We start from the raw sequence: 21,931 nt of genomic DNA, 5'->3' as shown, positions 1-21,931 counted from the left end.
TATAAGAGCTAGAGCAAGAGCCAGGCCGATGACCGACTTCTCGACTCTGCCAAGTCTGACCGATGTACCCCCCAGTACGGCCGGCAGCCGCTTCTTCCGACCGCCGCTGCCGCATGGCCACGTCGCCCGTTCGCGGCTGTGCCAGCGCATGGCCGCGGGGCTGCAGGGACGGCTGATACTGGTATCCGCCCCGGCCGGGTTCGGCAAGAGCTCGCTGGCCATCGAATTCTGTCAGACATTGGAAGGCCACTGGCGCAGCCTGTGGCTGGGGCTCAGTGCCAGGGACAGCGACCCCGGACGCTTCCTCGAACGCCTGCTCGAAGGCCTGCGCCTGCATTTCCCCACCCTCGGTGAAGAAGCCCTGGCCCTGCTGAAGATGCGCCAGCGCCATCAGCCGTTCGCCTTCGAAGCCTGGCTCGACGACCTGCTCGATGAGCTGGTGGACAGCCTGTCGGTCGACCGCCCGCTGCTGCTGGTGCTCGACGACTACCACCTGGCCCAGGGCGCGGTGCTCGACCGTTGCCTGCAATTCCTGCTCAATCACCAGCCTGCCGGCCTGGTCGTGCTGGTCACCAGTCGCCAGCGCCCGGACTGGCACCTGGCGCGCCTGCGCCTGTCGCGGCAACTGCTGGAGTTCACCGAACAGGACCTGCGCCTGACCGTCGAGGAAACCGCGCAGCTGGTCAGCGCCAACGGCGCGCAACTCGACGACAACGCCCTCGACAACCTGGTCGAGCGCAGCGAAGGCTGGATTGCCGGGCTGCGCCTGTGGCTGCTGGCCCACGGCGACGAGTTGGCGGCCAATGTGCCCGATCTGTCGGTGCATGGCGCCGAAGAGCTGATCCGCGACTACCTGCTGGAAGAGGTGATCGACAAGCAGTCGCCGGAGGTCCAGATGTTCCTGGCCCAGACCGCGCGCTTCGAACGCTTCTCCGCCGAACTGTGCGACGCGTTGCGTGATACCCACGACAGCGCCTCGATCCTGCGCCACCTGCAGCAGCACCAGGTGTTCCTCGTGCCGCTGGACGAGCAGGGCCAATGGTTCCGTTATCACCACCTGTTCTCCGACCTGCTGCTGGCGCGCCCGCTGCCCGGCTCCGGGCCTTCGGCGGCGGCGCTGCACCTGCGCGCCTGCCGCTGGTTCAGCGCCCAGGGGCTGTTCGACGATGCGGTGGAGCAGGCCCTGCGCGCCGGCCACCCGGAGGTCGCGGCGAGCCTGGTGCAGAGCCTGTCCGAAGAACAACTGCTGGCCGAGCAGAACGTCGCCACGCTGCTGCGCTGGAAGATGGACCTGCCCGACAGCCTGCTGGCCAGTACGCCGCGCCTGATCGTGCTGTACAGCTGGGCGCTGGCGCTGGCCTGCCAGCTGGATGCAGCCGAGGAACTGGCGGCGCAGCTGTCGCGCTTCCTGCCCGCCGCCGATGCCACGGCCCAGCGCGACCTGCTCGCGCAGTGGCAGGCGCTGGCGGGCGTGATCGCCCGTGGCCGCGGTGAGATCCAAGCGGCCGAGCGGCACTGCGAGGAGGCCATGCACGGCCTCGGCCCGGAGCGCTTCGGCCCGCGCCTGCTGTGCCTGTCGACCCTGAGTAACCTGGCCATCGTGCGCGACGACCTGTGGCGCGCCCGCGGGCTCAATCGCGAAGCGCTGGAACTGGCGCAGCGATTCGGTAATCCGCTGTTCGAGGCCATGGTGCATTACGACCGTGCCCGCGTCCTGCAGGCGCGCGGCGAGGTGCTGCGCGCCGAGGAAGAAGTGCGTCAGGGCCTGGCGCGGCTGTCCGGTCTGTCGTCCCAGCGCCGCTACGCGGTGCGCGGCCGCTTGATGCTTTACCAGGGCTACTTGCGCAGCCTTGCGCTGCAGCCCGACGAGGCGCGCAAATGCCTCAAGGCCGGCATCGAGGAAGCTCGTGCCTGCCGCGACATCAGCCTGGTGATCGGCTTCTGCGTGCTGGCCAGCCTGGAAGGGCGGCTGGGCAATTACACCCGCGCCTTCGCCCACCTTGCCGAGGTCGAGCGGATGATGCATGTGTGGGACGTGCCGCCGGTCTACTACCTATCGGCCATTACCCTGATCAAGTGCGAACTCTGGCTCGGCCAGGGCCAGGTCGAACTGGCCACCGCCTGGCTGGAGCGTCTGCGCGACACCTACACCGGCGACGAACCGGCCACCCCGCCGGAATGCTCGCCGCAGCTGCCGCGCAATGTGGAGATGCTGCAATCCCAGCTGGAACGCCGTGAAGGCCGTATGGCCGATGCCGAGAAGCGGCTGCGCGCAGTGGCCAGCGGCGCCCTGCAAGGCGGCGCGCAGTTGCAGGCGCGCTTCGCCCAGGGCCAGTTGGTCGCCCTGCTGCTGCAGGACGGTCGCGATCGCGAAGCTTCCTTCGAGCTGGGCGAGTGCCTGAACGGCCTGGCGGTCGGCCTGTTGATCCCGTTGCATGAAGTGCTGCTGCAGCATCCGGAATGGCTGCGCGAGCAGTTGGCCGTACGGGCATCATCGCCGGCCATCGACGCCTTGCGCGAGCGCCTGCCGGCCCCGCCTGAGCGCGGTGCGGTGCTCAACGATTGCCTGAGCGGGCGCGAGCTGGCGGTGCTGGAACTGATCGCCCAGGGCTGCTCGAACCAGGAAATCAGCGAGCGCCTGTTCATCTCCCTGCACACCGTGAAGAGCCACGCCCGCCACATCAACGACAAGCTCGGTGTCGAACGCCGCACCCAGGCGGTGGCGCGGGCGAAAGAGATGGGGCTGTTGCGCTAGGGGTACCCCGCTCCGAAGATCGTAGGGCGGATAACGCGCCAGCGTTATCCGCCGCGAGGCAATCGGCGGATAACCCGTTCCGGGTTATGCGCCCTACGGTCCTGAAACCACGATGGCAAGTCGCAGGCTCACATCCCTTTCTTCTTCTCCGCCTCCGGCGGCGCACTCAGGTCCAACCCCTTGGGCACGGGCTGCCCCTTGGCCGGGGCGGCCAGCTGCTTCTGCACGTCCGCCTGGATCGCCTGCAGCACCGGCAGCAGGTCGCGCATGTTCTCGCGCACTTCCGGGTAGGCGTGCTTCTGCGACAGTTCATCCACTCGCATCAGCAGTTGCACGCGCACTTCCGGCGGCAGGTGGATGAAGAGTTCGGGCAGCTGCTTGGCCAGCTCGGCGCTGTAGAGCACCAGGTCCTGGCGGTCGAACTGCGCGGTGAGGCCGAGGTAGTCCAGCGCGCTGCTGGTCAGCATGGAGGCTGCGGCCTTGGCTTCCTGCATGCCTTGCAGGCGCACCGGGTTGCGCTGCTCGCTCTGCGCCAGGGTCATCCAGAATTCCACCGTCAGGTTGAACAGGATCGCCTGTTCGCGCAGCGAGTAGCTCATCAGGCCCAGCGCCTCGGCGCCGTAGGGTTGCTTGGCGGCGCGGAAGTTGAAGTACAGACGCATCAGCTCCTTGAGCTTGAACAGCACCTCGCGCGCCTCGTTCTGCCGCAGCTCCAGCGGGGCGTAGATGTTCAGCTGCGGGCGGAAGTTCTCCTCGCTGACCATGCGCTGGTAGATCGGCCCGGTGAACTCGCCGCTGCGCCGGGGCAGGCCGTTGACCTGGGTCTCGTCGATCTTCTTCAGTGCGTCGATCAGCACCTGGTAGTCGGCGCTGGTCCAGTTGCGCTGGATGTCGGGAATCTTCTGGCCCAGGTAATACAGGTCGGCGGACAGGGCAGGGCGGCACAGGAGCAGCAACAGCACGGCCAGCGGCGACAGCGAACGGCGAATGAGGATCGGCACGAACGGGCTTTCCTTGCGCGAGGGCGGGTCGGGCTAGGTTAACGGGGCGAAAGGCCTGCGTCATCCCGTGGCAGGCCATCACACTACCTAGGTTGGGCGCGGCGGCGCGGGCGCTGTGGTGTGATTCGGGCTTTAGAACAACAAGCACGGGAGTCACTCGTCCATGACCGCCACATTGTCTGTGCAACCGCCGCTGGCCGAGGGTCTGGCCCGCTATGGGTTCGGCCCCCTGCCACTGGCCGCGCTGAAGGCACGCTACGCTTCGCCCGAATCCGGTTCGAAGTTCATTCACGTCGACGGCTTCGATATCCACTACCGCGACGAAGGCAGCCCGGACAAGCCGGTGCTGGTGATGGTCCACGGCGTGATGGCCTCGCTGCACACCTGGGATGGCTGGGTTGCCGAGCTTTCCGAGCACTTCCGCATCATCCGCCTCGACGTGCCCGGCTTCGGCCTCACCGGCGGTGGCCAGGATCGCGAGTACGACGGCGAGCGCCTGGTGAAGGTGTTCGGCCTGTTCCTCGACCGCCTGGACCTCAAGCACGTGTCCATCGCCGGCAACTCCCTGGGCGGCTACATCGCCTGGAACTACGCGCTGGTCAACGCCCACCGTGTCGAACGGCTGATCCTCATCGACCCGGCCGGCTACTACATGCAGAAGGTGCCGCTGATGATCGCCAGCGCGGTGCTGCCCGGCGCCGGCATCATGATGCCGATGTGGATGCCGCGCGCCCTGGTGGCCCAGGGCATCAAGGAAGTCTACGGCGATGCGCGCAACATCAAGCCGGGGGTGATCGACCGCTACTACGACATCAGCCGCCGGCCGGGTAACCGCCGCGCGATGATCGATATCTTCCGTGTCCTGGTGAAAGCCAACCGCGAGGAACTGCCCACCACGCCCAATCGCGTCGCCGCATTGAAAGTGCCGACGATGCTGATGTGGGGCGAGCGCGACCGCTGGATTTCGCCGCGCCATGTGCCAATGTGGCAGCGCGACGTGCCGGGCATCGAGGTGAAGGTCTATCCGGGCGTGGGGCATATCCCGATGGAGGAAATCCCCGAGGAGTCGGCGGCGGATGCGTTGCGTTTCCTGCATGCCTGATGGCTGATCGCTCGGTGAAAAAGCCCGGCCAAGTGCCGGGCTTTTTCGTTCTGCCGGATCGCTCTTCGCAGGGTGGTGTGGAGCGTAGCGATAGCCATCGATTCCCTCGCGCGGACAGCATGGGTATCGCTGCGCTCCACCCATCCTACCCGGATGCTCCCGATTACTATCGGCGCATGGAATGTAGGAGCGGGCCATGCCCGCGATCGCGCGCATGGCGCGCTCCTACAGGGGAATCCATGCCTGGCGCCAGAAACGAAACCGCCCCGACAGGGCGGGGCGGTGTTCGCAGATCGTAGGGCGAATAACGCGCCAGCGTTATCCGCCGCGTAATTGCCGGCGGATAACCTGTTCCAGGTTATGCGCCCTACGGTCTGCAATGGGCTGGCAACGAAACCGCCCCGACAGGGCGGGGCGGTGTTCGCAGTTCGTAGGGCGAATAACGCGCCAGCGTTATCCGCCCTCCGGTCTGCAATGGGCTGGAAACGAAACCGCCCCGACAGAGCGGGGCGGTGTTCGAAGCGCAGGGCGAATCAGCCGGCGTGAGCCATCGGCTGCGCGTCGTATTCCTTGCGCACCTCGTGCAGCACGTCGAGGTTGTTGTGCTGCCAGGGGTGGAAGTCGGACTTGAAGAAGTCCATGTACTCGCGCAGCAGCGGGCGGAACACGCCGTGCTTGCCCCAGGTCCACTTGATGCCGTCGCGCCAGACGCGCCAGTTCCACAGCAGTCCGTCGACCTTGAGCATGTGCACCAGCCCGCGGAAGGTATCCAGCACGAAGAAGAAGGTCGCCATGCGCATCGCCCGGCGCAGCAGCTTGCGGCTGCCGCAGACCTGGTTGTAGACGTCGAAGGCCACCGCCTTGTGCTCGGTTTCCTCCAGTGCGTGCCAGCGCCACAGGCGCTGCATCACCGGGTCAGCGCCTTCCATGGTGCGCGGGTCGGTCAGCAGCCCGTTGGCCATGATCGCGGTGATGTGCTCCAGCGCGGCGGTCGCAGCCAGCTGGCGCTTGGCCGGGAATTTCTTCTGGGTGAAGCGGATGCGCGCCTGGGCGCGCTTCTCGATGGCGGTGATGTCGTAGCCCTGGTCGCGCAGGCGCTGGCTGTAGGTCAGGTGCTCGCGGCTGTGGTGGCCTTCCTGGCCGATGAAGCCACGGATCTGTTCCTTGAGCACCGGATCGCTGATCTGGTCGCGGAACTGCCGCACCGAGTCGATGAAGAAGCGCTCGCCGTCGGGGAACAGCACCGACATGGCGTCGAACAGATGGGACTTGAAGGCGTCTCCACTGTGCCAGTGACGCGGCAGCGGATCGGGCAGATCGAAGTCCATGTGCCGGGGCTTGATCTCCAGTCCTGCGGGGGTGGTGCTGGCCATGGCGGCTCCATTGTTGTGGTTGTCCATGGTCATTACTCTGGGCTTGTAGGGAAAGCGTCACAAGGTTATTGTCTGCCAACTTTCCGGTCATATCCGGCCAGCGGTCACTATAAGAAGAATGATGAAACAACCGCTCAATTTCACCGCCGAACTGGTGCCCGTCGCCTATGCGCAGGCACTTCTCGATCTCGCCGAAGAGTTGGGCGTGCCGCGTGTGCGCCTGTTCGAGCTGGCCCGCGTGCGCCCGGAGGTGCTGCAGAGCCCCAACGGCCGCCTGTCCTTCATCGACTTCCATCAGCTCTCCAGCACCGCCCTGGTGCACTGCAACGAGCCGGCCTTCGGCCTGTTGCTGGGGCAGCGGCTGAACGTCTCCACCCACGGCATCCTCGGCTACGCGGTGCTGTCCAGCGCCAACCTCGGGCGCGCCATCGGCTTTGCCCTGAAGTACTACCGTGTGCTCGGCCTGGCCTACGACCTGGAAATGGTGGAAGACGGCGGCGTGTCCTACCTGCGCGCCAGCGAGTCGATTCCCCTGGGCCCCACCAGCCGCTTCGCCGCCGAAGGCCTGATGACCAGCCTGCACACCATCGCCCGTTTCCTGGTGGGCGAACCCTTGCAGGGTGTCAGCGTCGGCTTCGCCCATGCCGAGCCGGATTACCTCGAGCGCTACGCCGAGGTGTTTGGCTGCGAGGTGCTGTTCGATCAGCCGTTCCACTTCATCGGCCTGCCCAGCGAGTACCTGGCGCGGCCCATGGCGCTGGCCAACCCGGCCACGGTGCAGATGTGCGAGCAGCAGTGCGAGGCGCTGCTGGCTACGCTGGACGTGCAGGAAGGACTGCTGACCCGCATCCGCCGCCTGCTGCTGGCGCGCCCCGGCGAGTTCCCCGACCTGGAAAGCGTCGCCGCCGACCTTCACACCAGCGGGCGCAGCCTGCGCCGGCATCTCTCGAACCTGGGCACCACCTACCAGGAAGTGCTCGATGACGTGCGCAAGCGCCTGGCCTTGCAGTACCTCACCACGACCCACCTGCCGCTCTACGAGATCGCGCTGCTGCTGGGCTTCAACGACCCGTCGAACTTCCGCCGGGCGTTCCGCAAGTGGACCGGCAAGCTGCCCACCGACTACCGCGAGGATTGAGCCTGGGACCGGCGCAGCTGCCGCCCGGCAGCTGCGCTGACCACTGGGGCTGCGTCGGCCTCAGAAGCGATAGCCGACGTACAGTTGCAGGGCATCGAAGGTGTCGTTGCCGAACACTTCGCGAGCGGCGGCCTTGGGTTTCACCCAGTTGTACGAGAGTGTCGCGAACAGCTGGCTGCTCGCCGCCCAGTCCAGGTACACCGCCGCCTCGTCGGCGAAGCGCCGGTCGCTGACCGGCTGGCCGTAGTAGTTCTCCTCATCCAGCGAGAACTGGTAGTAGACCGTGCCCGCGCTCAGGCCGGGCGCGACCTGCCCGGCCAGTCGCCACATGTGCACACGCTCGTTGCTGTCGTTGAGCAGGTAGTTGCCGACCACATCACCGATCACCCACGAGCCGCGCTCGGTGTAGGCCTTGCTCAGCGGGTCCCAGCTCTTGCGGCGGTTGTCGCTCGGGTCGTCGTCACCGGAGAACAGCGCATAGCGGTAGGTCAGCTTCGGCTGCAGGGGCAGGTCGGCGAAGCCATAGTCCAGACGCACATACCAGGCGTGGCCGGAAAAGCTCACCTGTTCGCCCTCGCCGGTCTGCAGGCCGTACTCAGCGCTGATCGAAAGCTCCGGCAGGGCTTCGAAGCCGCCGTCCAGCCAGCGCAGGTTGTACACCTGCATGCCATTGCGCGGCGCTATCTGGTTGGCCTGGCTACCGACGTCGCTGACTTTCAGCGCCATCAGGCCGAGCTGGCCGCGCAGGAAGGGATAGTCCAGGTTGGCACCACTGAAGCGGGCACCGCCCAGGTCGTCGTCGTTGCGCACGCTGAACGCCTGGCCAGACAGTGCCCCGCCGCGATAGGCAAGGATGACGCCATCGCGGAAGGCGGTGCGTGGGCCGGACCAGTACGCCCCTTCGCCGAGAAGGTCGAGGTTGCCGTCGGCGAGGATGAAGCCCGTGCCGACGCGGAAGTTCTGGTTGCCCAGAGTCAGCCGCCAGGGGCCGCGTTCGATGCCGGCATAGAGTTCTTCCAGTGAGGTCTTGCCGTCCGAGTTGCGCGTGTAACCGCCGGCGTCACCGTCGCCGAAGGTATGCGCGGCGACCAGCGAGGCGCCGCCGACCAGGCGCAGGTCCTGGTCCAGGGTGTAGCGGAAGCTGGCTTCCGGTTTGAGGAAGGCTTCCTGCCAGACGGCCCGCTCGCCCTTCACCTCGCCGCTGCGATAGTCGCGCTGGCCGGCGCCGAAGTTGACGTTGTGGCTGTCGATGAAGGTGGCGCCGCTGCTCAGGCTGAAGTCTGCCTGCAGGTCGCCGTTCTCGTAGTGGCTGTCGGCGTGGGCGAGGCTCGTCAGGGAGGCGAGCAGGAGCGTGGATAAGGAACCCAGGTTCTGGTTGTTCATATGGGAGCTCTGCGCTGTTGTTATTGGGATGGCAGGAGTTCAGGGCGCAACCGCTCGCGGCGTGCCCGAAAGCACGCCGGAGGGAGGCGCGAGGTTGCGGTGGAGCGGGTCAGGCGCGGCGGCGGGCCAGTGGCAGGATCGCCAGGAACGACAGGGCGCAGATGACCGCGGAGACCTGCAGCAGCAGGCTGAAGTTCTCCGTCTCGCCGAGCAGCCAGGCCGCCAGCGAAGGGCCCACGGCGAGCCCGCCGCAGATCGCCAGGTTGGCCAGCACCACCAGCTTGCCGCCCTGGCGGTCGTAGTCGCTGATGGCCGCGAGGAGGAACGGCAGGGCGAAGGTCCAGGCGAACTTGAAGGCGCAGGCGGCCAGTACGTAGCGCAGCAGCGAGATGTCTCCCAGCAGGCCGATCAGGCTCGACGCCATGGCCAGGTAGCCCAGCGCGAGCAGCCATTCACGCCGGCCGCGGATGCCGATCCAGCTGGCCAGCGAAGCGCCGACCACGCCCAGCAGGGAGGCGCTGGCCAGGGCGCTGGAGCTGTCCGTGGCGCTGATGCCCTGAGTCCGCGCCAGCTCGCCGACGAAGGTCCAGATGCCGGCGAGGCTGAGGTAGAACAGGAAGATCGCGGTCATGCCCAGGGCGATCTTCCCCAGCGCGGCGCGCGCCTGGCTGGGCGGCAGGGCTTCGGCCTGATTGTCGCTGCCCGCAGGCAGGGAGCGGATCAACGGCAGGCACGCGGCGGTGAACACGGCGATCAGCAGGAAGAAGCTGGCGACGCGCCAATGGCTGAACAGCCACGGCATGAACTGCAGGCTCAGGGCTGCCAGCACCAGCTGGCCGGTGACCCACAGGCCGAATGCCCGCGCCGCGTTCGGCAAGGTGCCGGCGGTGCCCAGGCACACCAGCACCAGTGCCGCCTCGGAGAACGCGGTGAGGAAACGCAGCGTCACCAGCAAGGGATAGGACGGTGCCGCCGTGCTCATCAGCACGGCGCTGAGCAGGTTGCCGAGGAGGAACACGGCAGCGGCAATCGCGGCGATCCGGTGCCAGTTGTAGCGGCGCATCCAGAAGTAGGTGGGAATGGTGGAGATCGCCATGGCCCCCAGTTCCATGCTGAACAGGAAGCCGACCTGGCGGTTGTCCAGGCCCAGTTCGGCGATGTAGCGGCTGGCCAGCGCCGGTGCGGTGAGCAGCACCAGCGGGCCGATGGCGGAGAACAGCACCACCGCCAGCAGGCGCAGGCGTTGCTGCACCGGATTGAGCACCAGGGGAGCGGTCAGGGTGTTCATGCTTCCACCTTTTGCCGGCTGGCCGGGAGCAAGGGGCTGTCGTAGCGGGCGCGCAGGTTGGCGATCCACTGCCGCTGGTGCGCGGCCAGGGGTTGCCCGGAGAGGGCGCGCATCGCCTCCAGGTGCGGGTCCTGGATGTCAGTGGCGATGCCGCTGAGCGTCTCGATCACGGCCAGGCCGAAGTAGGGCACCGAGTTGGGCTCGTAGCCGCCTTCGTGGCACAGCACCAGGCGCCCATCGCAGAGCTGGTCGGCCAGCGCCATCAGCCTGGCGGTCAACGCGCGGTAGGCGTCGCCGTGGAGCATCATCCGCCCCAGCGGGTCGTGGGCGCCGGCGTCGAAGCCGCAGGGCACCAGGATCAGTTGCGGGCGATGGGCGCGCAGGGCCGGCAGCACGATCTCGTCGAAGGCATGCAGGTAGGCGCCTTCGCCACAGCCGGGCGGCAGCGGCACGTTGAGGTTGAAGCCGCGGCCGGCTCCAGCGCCCTGTTCGTCGACGAAGCCCGAGTCCTGGGGATAGTTGCCTTCCTGGTGCAGGGAGATGGTCAGCACGCGCGGGTCTTCCCAGAAAATGCTCTGCGAGCCGTTGCCGTGGTGCACGTCCCAGTCGACCACCGCGATGCGTTCCAGACCGTGTTCGGCCATCGCTACATGGGCGGCCAGGGCGGCGTTGGCCAGCAGGCAGAAGCCGCGGCCGCGGTCCGCTTCGGCGTGATGGCCCGGCGGCCGCACCAGGGCATAGGCGTTGCGCGCGTCGCCGCGCAGCACGTGCTTGACCGCCTGGATCACGCCGCCAGCGGACAACCGGGCGATGTCATAGCTGCCGTGGCCGAAAGGCGTGTTGTCGCCGGCGTCACCGCCACGCCCGGCGCTGAGCTCCTGCAGGTGCGCGAGGTAGCCGGGGGTGTGTACCCGCAGCAACTGCTCCTCGGTCGCCGCCAGTGGCTTGACCGCCAGCAGGCGTTCGCCGAGGCCGCTGACGTCCAGCAGGTTTTTCAGCCGGCGCTTGGTTTCGGCGTTCTCGAAATGCAGGCCGGGCTGGACCCCCAGGCCGGGAGTGAACAGACCGGCGTAGTTGCCGGTGTCGTGCCACATGTAGTGTTCGTGCCAGACGAATGCCGTGGTCATTGGCTTGATCCTTGTTGTTGTTCGGGATGTTGCAGCGTGCGCAGCGGGACTGGGCAAGGCACGGCGAGAGTAGGAAGGGGCCGGAGGAGGGTAAATACACCCGTGGGGGTAGGGGCCCCGGCGGGCAACAGGCAGCCGTGTTCCCGGCGGGAACACGGCTGATGCAGGTGGGTAGGGGCGGATCAGCGCGGCAAGGGCAGCAGCCCGTTGGCGGAGTGGCGCAGGAACAGGTCGCAGAGTTGCAGTTCGGAGCGCACGCCGAGCCGCGTATAGAGGTTGCGCCGATGCACCTTGACGGTGGCCTGGCTGATGTTCAGCTGGCGGGCGATCAGCTTGCTGGAGTTGCCCTGCAGCATCAGCCGGGCGATTTCCTGCTCGCGCGGCGTCAGCAGGCCGCCGGCGAAGGACGCCAGGGCCCGCGCGAGGCTGTCTTCCTCTTCCGGTTGGACGAGGGTTTCGCGGCTCTGTGCGAAGCCGCCCAGCAGGTACCGCAACAGCGGGTAGAGGTTGCGCAGGGCGCGCAGTTCGGCGGTGCTGGCGAGGTGGCGCTGGCGTCGGCCAATGGACATCACCAGCACGGTGTCGTCGCAGTCGTCGAAGAGAATGTCGATCTCGTCGTCCAGGCGCAGTTCGCGGTAGTAGTGCTTGTAGTAGTCGCTGCCGTGCAACTGGCTGGTGCGCTGGTTGATGCGCAGGATGCCGCTGCTCATGCCCTCGCGAATCGAGTTCGACACCGGGTCCAGGCGATACATGCCGTCGAGGTAGCGCTCGATGTACTCGGCGTGGAGCTGGTCCGGGTAGTCCTCGTAGAGAATGCGCGGGCAGCCGTCGCCGCGGTACGCCTTGATGATCACGTTGTCATGGGCCAGGACCGGTTGCAGGCTGTGTGACAGCAGCACCGGGAAATCCGGGTGGCCCTTGTGCTCCAGTAGCCGAGCCAGGTTCTGGTTCCAGTCGGCACTGGCCTGGGTCGCCAGCAGGTTGCTCAGTTGCATCGGCGTGCTCTCTGCATTCGATCTTGTTCTTTTCCGGGTGAGTTGCTGCAATATGGGTGCCATTCGGCCGCCGACTGCCATGCCGGCTTCGCTGGCCGCTCACCGCTCCGGAGTAACCGATGACCGATCAGCCTACCCTCATCCGCGAAACTTTCCCTGTCGGCCCCCTGCAGTGCAACTGCACCATCATCGGCGACCCGCTGACGAAGAAGGCCATCGTCGTCGATCCGGGCGGCGACCACGAGCTCATCCTGCAGCGTCTCGACGCGCTGGGGCTTAAGGTGGTCAGCATCATCCACACCCACGCGCACCTGGACCACTTCCTCGCCTCCGGGCAGATGAAGGAGAAGACCGGCGCGACCCTGCACCTGCACAAGGACGACCAGTTCCTCTGGGATAACTTGGAGATGCAGTGCCGCATGTTCGGCGTCCCCTATACTCCGGTGCCTTCGCCGGACCAGTGGCTGGCCGATGACGAGGAGCTGGCCTGCGGCTGCGGCGTGGCGCTGCACACCCCGGGGCATACGCCGGGCTCGATGAGCTTCTGGTTCCCCCAGGACAAGCTGCTGATCGCCGGCGACACGCTATTCCGTCGCAGCATCGGCCGCACCGACCTGTGGGGCGGCGACTACGCCACCATCGAGCGCTCGATTCGCGAGCGCCTGTACTCGCTGGACGAAGACGCGACCGTGGTCACCGGCCACGGCCCGGATACCAACCTGGGTGACGAGATGAGGGAGAATCCCTTCATCCGCGCTTAAGGTTGTTACGGAATTATTTGCACGACCTAAGCTCTAATCTGCCGCCCGCTAATGGGTGTTTCGCTATTTCGAGGAGTCATCCGACATGTTCACCGCACGTAGTCTGTCCATGGTTGCGGCTGCCACCGCCTTCGCCCTCATGGCCGGTTGCGCCTCCCAGAACCCCTATGACCCCAACACCCAGGCCCCGCCGGCCGAGGGCGGCATGAGTAAGACCGCCAAGTACGGCGCGCTGGGCGCGCTGGCCGGCGCCGTCGCCGGTGCTGCGATCAACCATGACAACCGTGGCAAGGGCGCGATGATCGGCGCTGCCGCCATCGGTGCCGCCGCCGCCGGCTACGGCTACTACGCCGACAAGCAGGAAGCCAAGCTGCGCCAGCAGATGCAGGGCACTGGTGTGCAGGTCGAGCGCCAGGGTGATGACATCAAGCTGATCATGCCGGGCAACATCACCTTCGCCACCGATTCGGCGAACATCGCGCCGTCCTTCTACACCCCGCTGAACAACCTGGCCAACTCCTTCAAGGAGTTCAACCAGAACAGCATCGAGATCGTCGGCTACACCGACAGCACCGGCAGCCGCCAGCACAACATGGACCTGTCCCAGCGTCGTGCCCAGTCCGTTGCCACTTACCTGACCTCCCAGGGCGTCGACGGCACTCGCGTCAGCACCCGTGGCATGGGCCCGGACCAGCCGGTTGCCTCCAACGCCGACGCCAACGGCCGCGCGCAGAACCGCCGCGTGGAAGTGAACCTGAAGGCCCTGCCGAACGCGCAGACCCAGCAGTACCAGCAGTAAGCCTCACCCATGAAAAAGCCCGCCGATTGGCGGGCTTTTTCGTTGTGGGGTTACCGACGCCGGCTCAAGCCTTGGCGGGGAATTCCCGGTGCAACTGCGTCAGCAACTGGTCCTTGCGCTCCCACAGCTGATTTACCCACAGCTGGAACTCGGCGCGGTAGCCCTCGTCCTGGTCGTAGCTCTTGCCGATGAACTGGCGGGGGATTTCCAGCTCCTCGAAGCGCACCACCACCGAGCGCAGGCGGCCGGACAGCAGGCACCAGAAGGTCGGGCGGCCGTCGGGGTAGTGGATGGTGACGTTGACCAGGGTGCGCAGCTGCTCGCCCATGGCGTCGAGGACGAAGGCGATGCCGCCGGCCTTGGGCTTGAGCAGATGCTGGAACTGCGAGTTCTGCTCGTCATGCTTGGCGGGGGTGAAGCGGGTGCCTTCGAGGAAGTTGAAGATCGCCACCGGGATACGGCTGAACTTGGCGCACGCCTTGCGGGTGGTCTCCAGGTCCTTGCCTTTCTTTTCCGGGTGCTTGGCAAGGTAGGCCTTGGTGTAGCGCTTCATGAAGGGGAAATCGAGCGCCCACCAGCACAGGCCGATCACCGGGACCCAGATCAGCTCCTGCTTGAGGAAGAAGCGCAGCAGCGGAATGCGGCGGTTGAGCTGGTACTGCAGGACGAGGATGTCCACCCAGCTCTGGTGGTTGCTGGTGACCAGGTAGGAGTGGTCGTAGTGCAGGCCCTGCAGGCCCTGCACGTTCCAGCCGGTGTTGCGGACCAGGTTCATCCAGCCCTTGTTGCAGGTGATCCAGCTTTCGGCGATCACGCTCATGACTTTGCTGAGCGCCAGCTGCGCTGCCTTGAAGGGTAGCAGCAGCTTGATGATCGACATGCCCAGTAGCGGAATGCACCAGCACAGCGTGCTCGTCACCAGGATCAGGGTGGCGAGGATGCCGCGCAGGGTGTGCGGGAGGAAACTCAACATCGAGGAATGGTCCTTGTACGTAGGCGCCCGGTCGGCCGGGCGCGTGATGCGTTCTTGGGCACATCCCTCGTGCCGTGTCAGTCAGCCATCCTTGCTGCTGTCTGCCTGAATCGCCGTCAGCGCGATGGTATAGACGATGTCGTCCACCAGCGCCCCGCGCGACAGGTCGTTCACCGGTTTGCGCAGGCCCTGCAGCATCGGCCCGATGCTGACGCAGTCGGCGCTGCGCTGGACCGCCTTGTAGGTGGTGTTCCCGGTGTTCAGGTCGGGGAACACGTACACGTTGGCGCGTCCTGCCACCTGGCTTTCCGGAGCCTTCAGACGGCCCACGCTGGCGATGGCGGCGGCATCATACTGCAAGGGGCCGTCAATCAACAGATCGGGGCGTTTTTCCTGCGCGATGCGCGTAGCTTCGCGGACTTTCTCGACATCTGCGCCGGTTCCGGAGTCGCCGGTGGAGTAGCTGATCATCGCCACTCGCGGGGTGATGCCGAAGGCCTGTGCCGAGGCGGCACTCTGCAGGGCGATCTCCGCCAGGTCACTGGCCGAAGGATCGGGATTCACCGCGCAGTCGCCATAGACCACCACCTGGTCGGGCAGCAGCATGAAGAACACCGAGGACACCAGGTTGTAGCCGGGCGCTGTCTTGATCAGCTGCAGGGCCGGGCGGATGGTGTTGGCGGTGGTGTGGATGGCGCCGGAGACCAGCCCGTCCACTTCGTCCAGGGCGAGCATCATGGTGCCCAGCACCACGTTGTCTTCCAGCTGCTGCTCGGCCATCGGCGCGTTCAGGCTCTTGCCCTTGCGCAGCTCGACCATGGGTTCGACGTAGCGGCTGCGCACCAGATCCGGGTCGACCACTTCCAGGTCCTCGGGCAGCACGATGCCCAGCATCTGCGCCACGGCCTGCACGTCGTCGGGCTTGGCCAGCAGCACGCAGCGGGCGATGCCGCGGGCGTGGCAGATGGCGGCGGCCTGCACGGTGCGCGGCTCGCTGCCTTCGGGCAGGACGATGCGCTTGTCGGCGCGATTGGCGCGCTGGGTGAGCTGGTAGCGGAATACCGGCGGGGACAGGCGCAGCTCATGGGGGGAGCCGCAGCGGTCCTTGAGCCACTCGAAGTCGATGTGTTCGGCGACGAACTCGGTGACGCGCTCGGCGCGCTCGCGGTCGTCCACCGGGATTTCCTTGTTCATCCGCGACAGGTCGCCGGCGGTGTCGAACGAGCCGGTTTTCACCGTCAGCACCGGCAGGCCGCTCTGCAGCGCGCTGCGGCACAGCTCCATGATCCGCGCGTCCGGCATCAGGCCCGAGCACAGCAGCAGGCCGGCCAGCGGCACACCGTTCATGGCGGCGAGGCACGCGGCGAGGATGATGTCGTCGCGGTCGCCCGGCACCACCACCAGCACGCCGGGTTTGAGCAGGTGCACGGTGTTGGGCGCCGAGGGTGCGCAGAGGATGATCTTCTGCACGCGGCGTTGTTCGTAGTCGCCGGCGTTGAGCACGCTGGCGTCCAGCAGGTCGGCGACGTCGCGGGTGCGCGGGGCGTTCATCTCGTCCTGCCAGGGGATGCAGCCGAGCAGGCGCACGTCGCCGTCGCGCAGCAGTGGGGAGTGTTCCTTCAGGCGTTCGCCGAACAGCCGTGCGGCTTCTTCGGCGTCACGCGGCATGTCGTCGCTTTCGCCGCCGCGGACCTTGTTCACGATCAGGCCGGCCAGGTGCGGGTCGCGCGGGCCGCCGAACAGCTGGGCGAGGATCTCGATGCGGTCGGAGAGCTCGCCCACCGTCTCGTTGTCCGGCGCGGAGACGAGGATCACTTCGGCGTCCACGCTGCGCGCCAGATGCGCGTTGATGCGCGCGGCGTAGCTGGCGTGCTTGGTCGGCACCATGCCCTCGACGATCATCACGTCCTTGTCGACGGCGGCGCTGTTGTACATCCCGACGATGTCCTCGAGCAGTTCGTCGAGCAGACCGTCGCCGAGCATGCGCTCGACCTTGGACAGTGACAGCGGGGTGGGTGCGTTGAGGCCGTGGGTGCGCGCGACCAGTTCGCTGGAGCGCTCCGGGCCATCGTCCCCGGCGTGGGGCTGGGCGATGGGCTTGAAGAAGCCGACTTTCAGGCCGGCGCGTTGCAGGGCGCGGATCAGGCCCAGGCTGGTGGACGTCAGGCCGACACCGAAACCGGTCGGTGCGAGGAAGAAGGTGTGCATCCGGGCTCCTTAAGCCGTGCGGGAGTGGGAGTTGCCCTTGTGGGGCACAACCAATGAATCTTCAGTCGAGCACGGCCAGGGTGTCGAGTGCGATCTGCTTTTCCTCGTTGGTGGGGATCACCAGCACGCGGGGGTGGCCGGGCAGGTGGATCGGCCCGCCGACGCCGCGCACGCAGCGGGCGTTGGCTTCGCCGTCGAGTTCGAGATTGAGCACGTGCAGGTGCTTGACCGTGAGGTTGCGCACCAGCGCGGAGTTCTCGCCGATGCCACCGGTGAAGATGATGCCGTCCAGGCGCGGCAGCGCACAGGTCAGCGAGGCCAGCGACTTGGCCAATCGGTAACAGAATACTTCGATGGCCAGCGCCGCATTGGCGTGGCCCTGCTCGCGGGCGTTCTCCAGGGTGCGCATGTCGTTGGACAGCCCCGACAGGCCGAGCAGGCCGCTGTCGTGGTTGAGCATGTGGTCGATCTTCTCCAGGCTCCAGCCCAGGGTGCGCGCCAGGTGGCTGTGCAGGTTCGGGTCGACGTCCCCGGAGCGTGTGCCCATCATCAGGCCTTCCAGCGGGGTCAGGCCCATGCTGGTGTCGCGGCTCTGGCCGTTGGCGATGGCGCAGGTGGAGCTGCCGTTGCCCAGGTGCGCGGACAGCCAGTAGCTGTCGCCCACTGCCAGCCCGCTCATTTCCGCGGCCTTGTGGCTGACGTAGCGGTGGCTGGTGCCATGGAAACCGTAGCGGCGCACATGCTGCTCGCGGTACAGCGGTTCGGGGATGGCGTAGCGGTAGGCGCGCTCGGGCAGGCTCTGGTGGAAGGCGGTGTCGAACACCGCGATGTGCGGAAGGTCCGGGTAGAGCGCCATGGCGGCGTCGATGCCCACCAGGTTGGCCGGGTTGTGCAGCGGCGCCAGGGGCGAGGTCTCGCGGATGGCGCTGAGCACTTCTTCGGTCAGGCGCGAGGCCTGGGTGAAGCGCTCGCCGCCGTGCACCACGCGGTGGCCGATGGCGTGCAGCTCGCCCTGGGCGGCCTGGGCCACCAGCGGCAGCAGGCGGGCGAGGGCGGCCTTGTGGTCGGCGCCGGGCAGCTCCAGGGTCTGCGGCTGCTCGTCGGTCTCGCCCTGCCAGCGCAGGCTGGCGCCGTTGGCGCCGAGGCGTTCGGCCAGGCCATGGAGGATGAATTCGTCGCGTCCCTCTCGAACCAGAGCGAACTTGATCGACGAACTACCGCAGTTGATCACCAGGATATTGCGAGCCGGCATGCCTACTCCTTGTTGCTGTCGGATTGCCTGGCGCACCAGCCGCAGGGGAACCAGCGGCCGATCTGCGCCAAGCGCTGCTGCGGGTCCAGCACCCAGGGCCGCGACTGCCAGGGCGGCTGGTGGCGCAGGTGCTGGGTGTGGCCGCAGGACAAGACTGCCACCCAGTGGCCTTCTTCGTCCTGATGAAAGTCAAGCAGGCGCGGCGGGGCTGCGTGATCCCGTCCGTCCGTCTTCGGGTCGCATTCGGGGGCGTCGCCGCGTAAACTTACGCGCTCAACTTCTATATCAGATAGGTTTCGAACCATGCAGATCGCGGCCAACAAGGCGGTTTCCATCGACTATACCCTGACCAACGACGCGGGTGAGGTCATCGACAGCTCCGCCGGCGGCGCTCCGCTGGTCTACCTGCACGGTGCCCACAACATCATCGGCGGCCTGGAAAAGGCCCTGGAAGGCAAGCAGGTCGGTGACGAGCTGGACGTGACCGTCGAGCCGGCCGATGCCTACGGCGAATACAGCGCCGAGCTGGTTGCCACCCTGACCCGCGAAATGTTCGAAGGCGTGGACGAGCTGGAAGTCGGCATGCAGTTCCACGCTTCCGCTCCGGACGGCGGCATGCAGATCGTCACCATCCGCGACATCGAAGGCGATGACGTGATCGTCGACGGCAACCACCCGCTGGCCGGCCAGCGCCTGAACTTCAAGGTGAAAGTGGTCGACATCCGCGACGCTTCCGCCGAAGAAGTTGCCCATGGCCACGTCCATGGCGAAGGTGGTCACCACCACTGATTGTCGTCACCCGGTCGCCATCGACCGGGTGCAGCCATCATTGAGCTGCTACGCTCAATCGTGAAAGGCGCCTTCGGGCGCCTTTCTCATGCAAGTCGCTGTAACTGCAAAGAATGCCAGGGCATTTTTCCCGTATCGACTGGGATTGCGCAGCACGACGGACAGGTTGTCCGCTCCCTGCGCGGGCACTTTGTGCCTACCTCTTCAAGGAGCAAGCAATGAGCGCTTTTCACGATCTGACGCTGCATGGTCTCGACGGCCAGGATCTGCCGCTGGCCCCGCTCAAGGGCAAGGTCGTGCTGGTGGTCAACGTCGCCTCGAAATGCGGCCTGACTCCGCAGTACACCGGTCTGGAGCAGCTCTACCAGCAATACAAGGATCAGGGGTTCGTGGTACTGGGTCTGCCGTGCAACCAGTTCGCCGGGCAGGAGCCGGGCAGCGAATCCGAGATCCAGTCGTTCTGCTCGCTGAACTACGGGGTCAGCTTCCCCATGTCGGGCAAGCTCGAGGTCAACGGCTCCGAGCGCCACCCGCTGTACCGCCTGCTGGCGGGCGAGGGCGCCGAGTTCCCCGGCGACATCACCTGGAACTTCGAGAAATTCCTCCTCGGCCCGGATGGCCGCGTGCTGGCCCGCTTCAGCCCGCGCACCACGCCGGATGATCCGGCGCTGATCCAGGCCATCGAGAAGGCGCTGGGCGCCTGATCCTCCCCGGCGGGAGAGGGCGCATGCGCCAATCCCGCCGGCATTTCTCCCTTTCGTCTTGTTCCACGCCAGTGGTGACGGCTTAATCGGGCGACCTGCTTCCGGAGCCCGCCATGAGCCGTTTCGCCGCCGAGTCTTCCTGCCTGCCCGCCACGCCCGACGCCTTGCGCGCCCTGATCGAACAGCGCCGCGCGGTGCGTCGCTTCCTCGACGAACCGGTGCCGGATGCCGTGCTGCGTGACTGCCTGGAACAGGCGGTGCTGGCGCCCAATGCCTGCAACCTGCAGCCGTGGAGCTTCCTGGTGATCCGCGATGCCGAGCTGCGCCGCCAGCTGGCGCCGGTGTGCCTGGGGCAGAATGCGGCACGCACTGCACCGGTGCTGATCGCCGTGCTGGCGCGGCCGGATACCTGGCGCGAGTCGTGCGCGGCGGTCCTCGAGCAGTGGCCCGAGCCGCAGGTGCCGGAGAAGGTGCGCGACTTCTACCAGCGCACCGCGCCCTTCCAGTACAACCAGGGTGCGTTCGGCCTGCGCGGGCTGTTCAAGCGCGCGCTGTATGCGGTGGTCGGTCGCCGTCGCGCGCTGATGCGCCAGCCCAACAGCCACGCCGAGATGCGCCTGTGGGCGGTGAAGTCCACCTCGCTGGCGGCGCAGAACCTGATGCTTGCCCTACAGAGCCACGGCTACGCCACTTGCCCCATGGAAGGCTTCGACGAGGTGAGGCTGCGTAAGGTGCTGCAGATTCCCCCGCGCGCGGTGCCGATCATGCTGCTGGCTGCCGGTCGGGCTGCCGACAACGGCGTCTACAACCCGCGCCTGCGTTTCCCGCTGGAGCAGCGCGTCAGCTGGCACTGAGCGCATCGGGGCGCGTCAGCACACCCATGCGCCCGCCGCCGAAGGACCAGTCGTCTGCGTCGCTGTTGGTGATCTGCACCATCACGTCTTCGCTGGCTATGCCCAGCCGCTCGCCCAGCAGCGCGTTCAGCCGGCGGTAGAACGCCTGCCGGGTCTGCGAGTCCCGTGGGCGACCGATGGTGATGGCGATCAGCACGAAGTCGTCACTGCGCGGCCCGCCCAGGTAGTGGCGGTTGAAGACGAACTCTTCAGCCTCGTGCTGGTGGATCATCACGAACTGGTCGCCCTCCGGCACGTTGAAAGCCTCGTGCATGGCGTCGTAGACGGTGTCGGCGAGTTCGCGCAGGTACTCGGGTTGCTTGCCCTTGAGCAGGGAGATGCGGACGGTAGGCATGGCGCCGTTCCTCGGTGGGTGATTGACGAGTTCAGGCTAGCCCGGCAAGTTGATTCGGAAAATCGGGAAATATTTGACCGATAGTTCGATTAATCAGGATGGTTGCCATGGCCCGCATCAACTTCGACCTCGACGTGCTGCGCACCTTCGTCACCGGCATCGAGCTGGGCAGCTTCGCCCGCGCGGCGGATCGCCTGGGGCGTTCCACTTCCGCGGTCAGCGCGCAGTTGAAGAAGCTGGAGGAGCAGGCCGGCACTCCGGTGCTGCGCCGTGAAGGGCGCGGCATGGCGCTGACCGAGGCGGGCGAGACGCTGCTGGCCTACGCCCGCCGCCTGCTCGAATTGAATGACGAAGCGGCCGCTGCCTTGCGCGGCGGCTCGCTGGAAGGCCGGGTGCGCCTCGGTCTGCAGGAAGACTTCGGCGAAACCCTGCTGCCCGCCGTGCTGGCGCGCTTCGCCCGCGCCCATCCCAAGGTACGCATCGAGGTACGCACGGCGCGCAATCAGCAGCTCATAGAAGGCGTGCGCAGCGGCGAGCTGGACCTGGCACTGGCCTGGGAAACCGGCGAACGCACGCCGCACATGGAGCGCATCGGCGCAGTGGCGCAATGCTGGATCGGCGCGCCGGACGCATTCCCATCCCCCGGCGCGGAACCCTTGCCGCTGGTGATGCTGGAGGCGCCGTGCCTGCTGCGCAGCGCGGCAACGGCGGCGCTGGATCGGGCCGGTATCGCCTGGCGCGTGGCGTTCACCAGCGCCGGGTTGTCCGGCATCTGGGCGGCAGTCGGCGCTGGGCTGGGCGTCGGCCTGCGTACGCCGATCGGCTTACCGGCCAGTGTCGAACAGCTGGACGCCGAGCGCGCCGGCTTGCCGGCCATGGCGCCGCTGGGCCTGTGCCTGCACCGCAGCGAAGCAGAGCCGGAAGCGCTGGTGGAGCGTTTGCGCGAACTGCTGCAGGAAGGTGTGGCAGAGCTGCTGGAAAGCCCGGCGATTCGCTGATCCGCTTGTGGAGGAAAATCACTGCGATCAATGGTGC

Annotated in this window: 20 protein-coding genes; 9 read left to right on the top strand and 11 right to left on the bottom strand. The window is 66.8% G+C overall.

Annotated features, from left to right (window positions below; genetic code table 11):
• Window positions 1-28 precede the first annotated feature (28 nt).
• The gene (locus ABKS89_RS24775; RefSeq protein WP_348587405.1) at window positions 29-2,755 is read left to right on the top strand and encodes a winged helix-turn-helix domain-containing protein; all 2,727 of its coding nucleotides are present in this window, start codon (window positions 29-31) and stop codon (window positions 2,753-2,755) included.
• Between the two features lie 128 nt (window positions 2,756-2,883).
• On the opposite strand, the gene ABKS89_RS24770 is transcribed toward ABKS89_RS24775, so the two are convergent.
• Entirely contained in the window at window positions 2,884-3,756 is an 873-nt protein-coding gene (locus tag ABKS89_RS24770) for a hypothetical protein (RefSeq protein WP_348587404.1), read from the bottom strand.
• A gap of 163 nt (window positions 3,757-3,919) precedes the next feature.
• On the opposite strand from ABKS89_RS24770, the gene ABKS89_RS24765 reads away from it, so the two are divergent.
• Window positions 3,920-4,858, top strand: a complete 939-nt coding sequence (locus ABKS89_RS24765) for an alpha/beta fold hydrolase (RefSeq protein ID WP_348587403.1) — start codon at window positions 3,920-3,922, stop codon at window positions 4,856-4,858.
• A 533-nt stretch (window positions 4,859-5,391) separates the two neighbouring features.
• On the opposite strand, the gene ABKS89_RS24760 is transcribed toward ABKS89_RS24765, so the two are convergent.
• The gene (locus ABKS89_RS24760; protein ID WP_348587638.1) at window positions 5,392-6,231 is read right to left on the bottom strand and encodes a metal-dependent hydrolase; all 840 of its coding nucleotides are present in this window, start codon (window positions 6,229-6,231) and stop codon (window positions 5,392-5,394) included.
• Window positions 6,232-6,352: 121 nt separating this feature from the next.
• Between ABKS89_RS24760 and ABKS89_RS24755 the strand changes: the two genes are divergently transcribed.
• Window positions 6,353-7,369: an AraC family transcriptional regulator gene (locus tag ABKS89_RS24755; protein ID WP_138216053.1), complete on the top strand. Its 1,017-nt coding sequence runs from the start codon at window positions 6,353-6,355 to the stop codon at window positions 7,367-7,369.
• A gap of 60 nt (window positions 7,370-7,429) precedes the next feature.
• Here the strand turns inward: ABKS89_RS24755 and ABKS89_RS24750 are convergent, their stop codons facing one another.
• The 4 genes from ABKS89_RS24750 to ABKS89_RS24735 form a co-directional block, all read right to left on the bottom strand.
• A complete protein-coding gene (locus tag ABKS89_RS24750; RefSeq protein ID WP_138216054.1) occupies window positions 7,430-8,752 on the bottom strand; it encodes an alginate export family protein in 1,323 nt (440 codons plus the stop codon).
• 109 nt (window positions 8,753-8,861) lie between these two features.
• Window positions 8,862-10,040 (bottom strand): MFS transporter, encoded by a 1,179-nt coding sequence (locus tag ABKS89_RS24745; protein ID WP_348587401.1) that lies wholly within the window; start codon window positions 10,038-10,040, stop codon window positions 8,862-8,864.
• On the bottom strand, window positions 10,037-11,167 hold the full coding sequence (locus ABKS89_RS24740; RefSeq protein WP_081516273.1) for a histone deacetylase-like amidohydrolase: 1,131 nt from the start codon (window positions 11,165-11,167) through the stop codon (window positions 10,037-10,039). The genes ABKS89_RS24745 and ABKS89_RS24740 overlap by 4 nt, the downstream gene beginning before the upstream one ends.
• A gap of 182 nt (window positions 11,168-11,349) precedes the next feature.
• A complete protein-coding gene (locus ABKS89_RS24735) occupies window positions 11,350-12,162 on the bottom strand; it encodes a LuxR C-terminal-related transcriptional regulator (protein ID WP_138216057.1) in 813 nt (270 codons plus the stop codon).
• Window positions 12,163-12,281: 119 nt separating this feature from the next.
• On the opposite strand from ABKS89_RS24735, the gene ABKS89_RS24730 reads away from it, so the two are divergent.
• Together ABKS89_RS24730 and ABKS89_RS24725 are read left to right on the top strand one after the other, a co-directional pair.
• The gene (locus ABKS89_RS24730; RefSeq protein WP_348587399.1) at window positions 12,282-12,923 is read left to right on the top strand and encodes an MBL fold metallo-hydrolase; all 642 of its coding nucleotides are present in this window, start codon (window positions 12,282-12,284) and stop codon (window positions 12,921-12,923) included.
• Window positions 12,924-13,008: 85 nt separating this feature from the next.
• Entirely contained in the window at window positions 13,009-13,722 is a 714-nt protein-coding gene (locus ABKS89_RS24725) for a YiaD family glycine zipper/OmpA-like lipoprotein (RefSeq protein ID WP_138216059.1), read from the top strand.
• Window positions 13,723-13,786: 64 nt separating this feature from the next.
• Here ABKS89_RS24725 and yihG read toward each other — a convergent pair whose 3' ends face one another.
• The 4 genes from yihG to ABKS89_RS24705 all read right to left on the bottom strand — a co-directional run bounded on the left by yihG (window position 13,787) and on the right by ABKS89_RS24705 (window position 18,490).
• Window positions 13,787-14,695 (bottom strand): 1-acylglycerol-3-phosphate O-acyltransferase, YihG family, encoded by a 909-nt coding sequence (gene yihG, locus ABKS89_RS24720; protein ID WP_138216060.1) that lies wholly within the window; start codon window positions 14,693-14,695, stop codon window positions 13,787-13,789.
• Window positions 14,696-14,776: 81 nt separating this feature from the next.
• The gene (gene pta, locus ABKS89_RS24715; protein ID WP_348587397.1) at window positions 14,777-16,903 is read right to left on the bottom strand and encodes a phosphate acetyltransferase; all 2,127 of its coding nucleotides are present in this window, start codon (window positions 16,901-16,903) and stop codon (window positions 14,777-14,779) included.
• 61 nt (window positions 16,904-16,964) lie between these two features.
• Window positions 16,965-18,155, bottom strand: a complete 1,191-nt coding sequence (locus tag ABKS89_RS24710; protein WP_348587396.1) for an acetate kinase — start codon at window positions 18,153-18,155, stop codon at window positions 16,965-16,967.
• A gap of 2 nt (window positions 18,156-18,157) precedes the next feature.
• Complete coding sequence (locus tag ABKS89_RS24705) at window positions 18,158-18,490, bottom strand: DUF3565 domain-containing protein (RefSeq protein WP_138216063.1); 333 nt, start codon at window positions 18,488-18,490, stop codon at window positions 18,158-18,160.
• Between ABKS89_RS24705 and ABKS89_RS24700 the strand changes: the two genes are divergently transcribed.
• The 3 genes from ABKS89_RS24700 to ABKS89_RS24690 all read left to right on the top strand — a co-directional run bounded on the left by ABKS89_RS24700 (window position 18,459) and on the right by ABKS89_RS24690 (window position 20,502).
• Window positions 18,459-18,944 carry an FKBP-type peptidyl-prolyl cis-trans isomerase gene (locus ABKS89_RS24700; protein ID WP_017519102.1) on the top strand — a complete coding sequence of 162 codons (486 nt, stop codon included), beginning with the start codon at window positions 18,459-18,461 and terminating at the stop codon, window positions 18,942-18,944. The genes ABKS89_RS24705 and ABKS89_RS24700 overlap by 32 nt on opposite strands.
• 218 nt (window positions 18,945-19,162) lie before the next feature.
• A complete protein-coding gene (locus tag ABKS89_RS24695) occupies window positions 19,163-19,648 on the top strand; it encodes a glutathione peroxidase (RefSeq protein ID WP_081516265.1) in 486 nt (161 codons plus the stop codon).
• 113 nt (window positions 19,649-19,761) lie between these two features.
• The gene (locus tag ABKS89_RS24690) at window positions 19,762-20,502 is read left to right on the top strand and encodes a nitroreductase family protein (RefSeq protein WP_138216064.1); all 741 of its coding nucleotides are present in this window, start codon (window positions 19,762-19,764) and stop codon (window positions 20,500-20,502) included.
• Here ABKS89_RS24690 and ABKS89_RS24685 read toward each other — a convergent pair.
• Window positions 20,489-20,896: a tautomerase family protein gene (locus ABKS89_RS24685; RefSeq protein WP_138216065.1), complete on the bottom strand. Its 408-nt coding sequence runs from the start codon at window positions 20,894-20,896 to the stop codon at window positions 20,489-20,491. The genes ABKS89_RS24690 and ABKS89_RS24685 overlap by 14 nt on opposite strands.
• 107 nt (window positions 20,897-21,003) lie before the next feature.
• Here ABKS89_RS24685 and ABKS89_RS24680 point away from each other — a divergent pair, with 107 nt between their 5' ends.
• Entirely contained in the window at window positions 21,004-21,894 is an 891-nt protein-coding gene (locus ABKS89_RS24680) for a LysR substrate-binding domain-containing protein (protein WP_348587395.1), read from the top strand.
• Window positions 21,895-21,931: the final 37 nt, after the last annotated feature.

The sequence above is a fragment of the Pseudomonas sp. LABIM340 genome (genome assembly GCF_040017195.2).
GTDB lineage: Bacteria > Pseudomonadota > Gammaproteobacteria > Pseudomonadales > Pseudomonadaceae > Pseudomonas.
This window is presented reverse-complemented; position numbering and strand designations above follow the sequence as displayed.

Coding starts and splice junctions, on each gene's coding strand:
- ABKS89_RS24775 (WP_348587405.1), top strand. CDS start 29: ATGACCGACTTCTCGACTCTGCCAAGTCTGACCGATGTACCCCCCAGT.
- ABKS89_RS24765 (WP_348587403.1), top strand. CDS start 3,920: ATGACCGCCACATTGTCTGTGCAACCGCCGCTGGCCGAGGGTCTGGCC.
- ABKS89_RS24760 (WP_348587638.1), bottom strand. CDS start 6,231: ATGGCCAGCACCACCCCCGCAGGACTGGAGATCAAGCCCCGGCACATG.
- ABKS89_RS24755 (WP_138216053.1), top strand. CDS start 6,353: ATGAAACAACCGCTCAATTTCACCGCCGAACTGGTGCCCGTCGCCTAT.
- ABKS89_RS24750 (WP_138216054.1), bottom strand. CDS start 8,752: ATGAACAACCAGAACCTGGGTTCCTTATCCACGCTCCTGCTCGCCTCC.
- ABKS89_RS24745 (WP_348587401.1), bottom strand. CDS start 10,040: ATGAACACCCTGACCGCTCCCCTGGTGCTCAATCCGGTGCAGCAACGC.
- ABKS89_RS24740 (WP_081516273.1), bottom strand. CDS start 11,167: ATGACCACGGCATTCGTCTGGCACGAACACTACATGTGGCACGACACC.
- ABKS89_RS24735 (WP_138216057.1), bottom strand. CDS start 12,162: ATGCAACTGAGCAACCTGCTGGCGACCCAGGCCAGTGCCGACTGGAAC.
- ABKS89_RS24730 (WP_348587399.1), top strand. CDS start 12,282: ATGACCGATCAGCCTACCCTCATCCGCGAAACTTTCCCTGTCGGCCCC.
- ABKS89_RS24725 (WP_138216059.1), top strand. CDS start 13,009: ATGTTCACCGCACGTAGTCTGTCCATGGTTGCGGCTGCCACCGCCTTC.
- yihG (WP_138216060.1), bottom strand. CDS start 14,695: ATGTTGAGTTTCCTCCCGCACACCCTGCGCGGCATCCTCGCCACCCTG.
- pta (WP_348587397.1), bottom strand. CDS start 16,903: ATGCACACCTTCTTCCTCGCACCGACCGGTTTCGGTGTCGGCCTGACG.
- ABKS89_RS24710 (WP_348587396.1), bottom strand. CDS start 18,155: ATGCCGGCTCGCAATATCCTGGTGATCAACTGCGGTAGTTCGTCGATC.
- ABKS89_RS24700 (WP_017519102.1), top strand. CDS start 18,459: ATGCAGATCGCGGCCAACAAGGCGGTTTCCATCGACTATACCCTGACC.
- ABKS89_RS24705 (WP_138216063.1), bottom strand. CDS start 18,490: ATGGAAACCGCCTTGTTGGCCGCGATCTGCATGGTTCGAAACCTATCT.
- ABKS89_RS24695 (WP_081516265.1), top strand. CDS start 19,163: ATGAGCGCTTTTCACGATCTGACGCTGCATGGTCTCGACGGCCAGGAT.
- ABKS89_RS24690 (WP_138216064.1), top strand. CDS start 19,762: ATGAGCCGTTTCGCCGCCGAGTCTTCCTGCCTGCCCGCCACGCCCGAC.
- ABKS89_RS24685 (WP_138216065.1), bottom strand. CDS start 20,896: ATGCCTACCGTCCGCATCTCCCTGCTCAAGGGCAAGCAACCCGAGTAC.
- ABKS89_RS24680 (WP_348587395.1), top strand. CDS start 21,004: ATGGCCCGCATCAACTTCGACCTCGACGTGCTGCGCACCTTCGTCACC.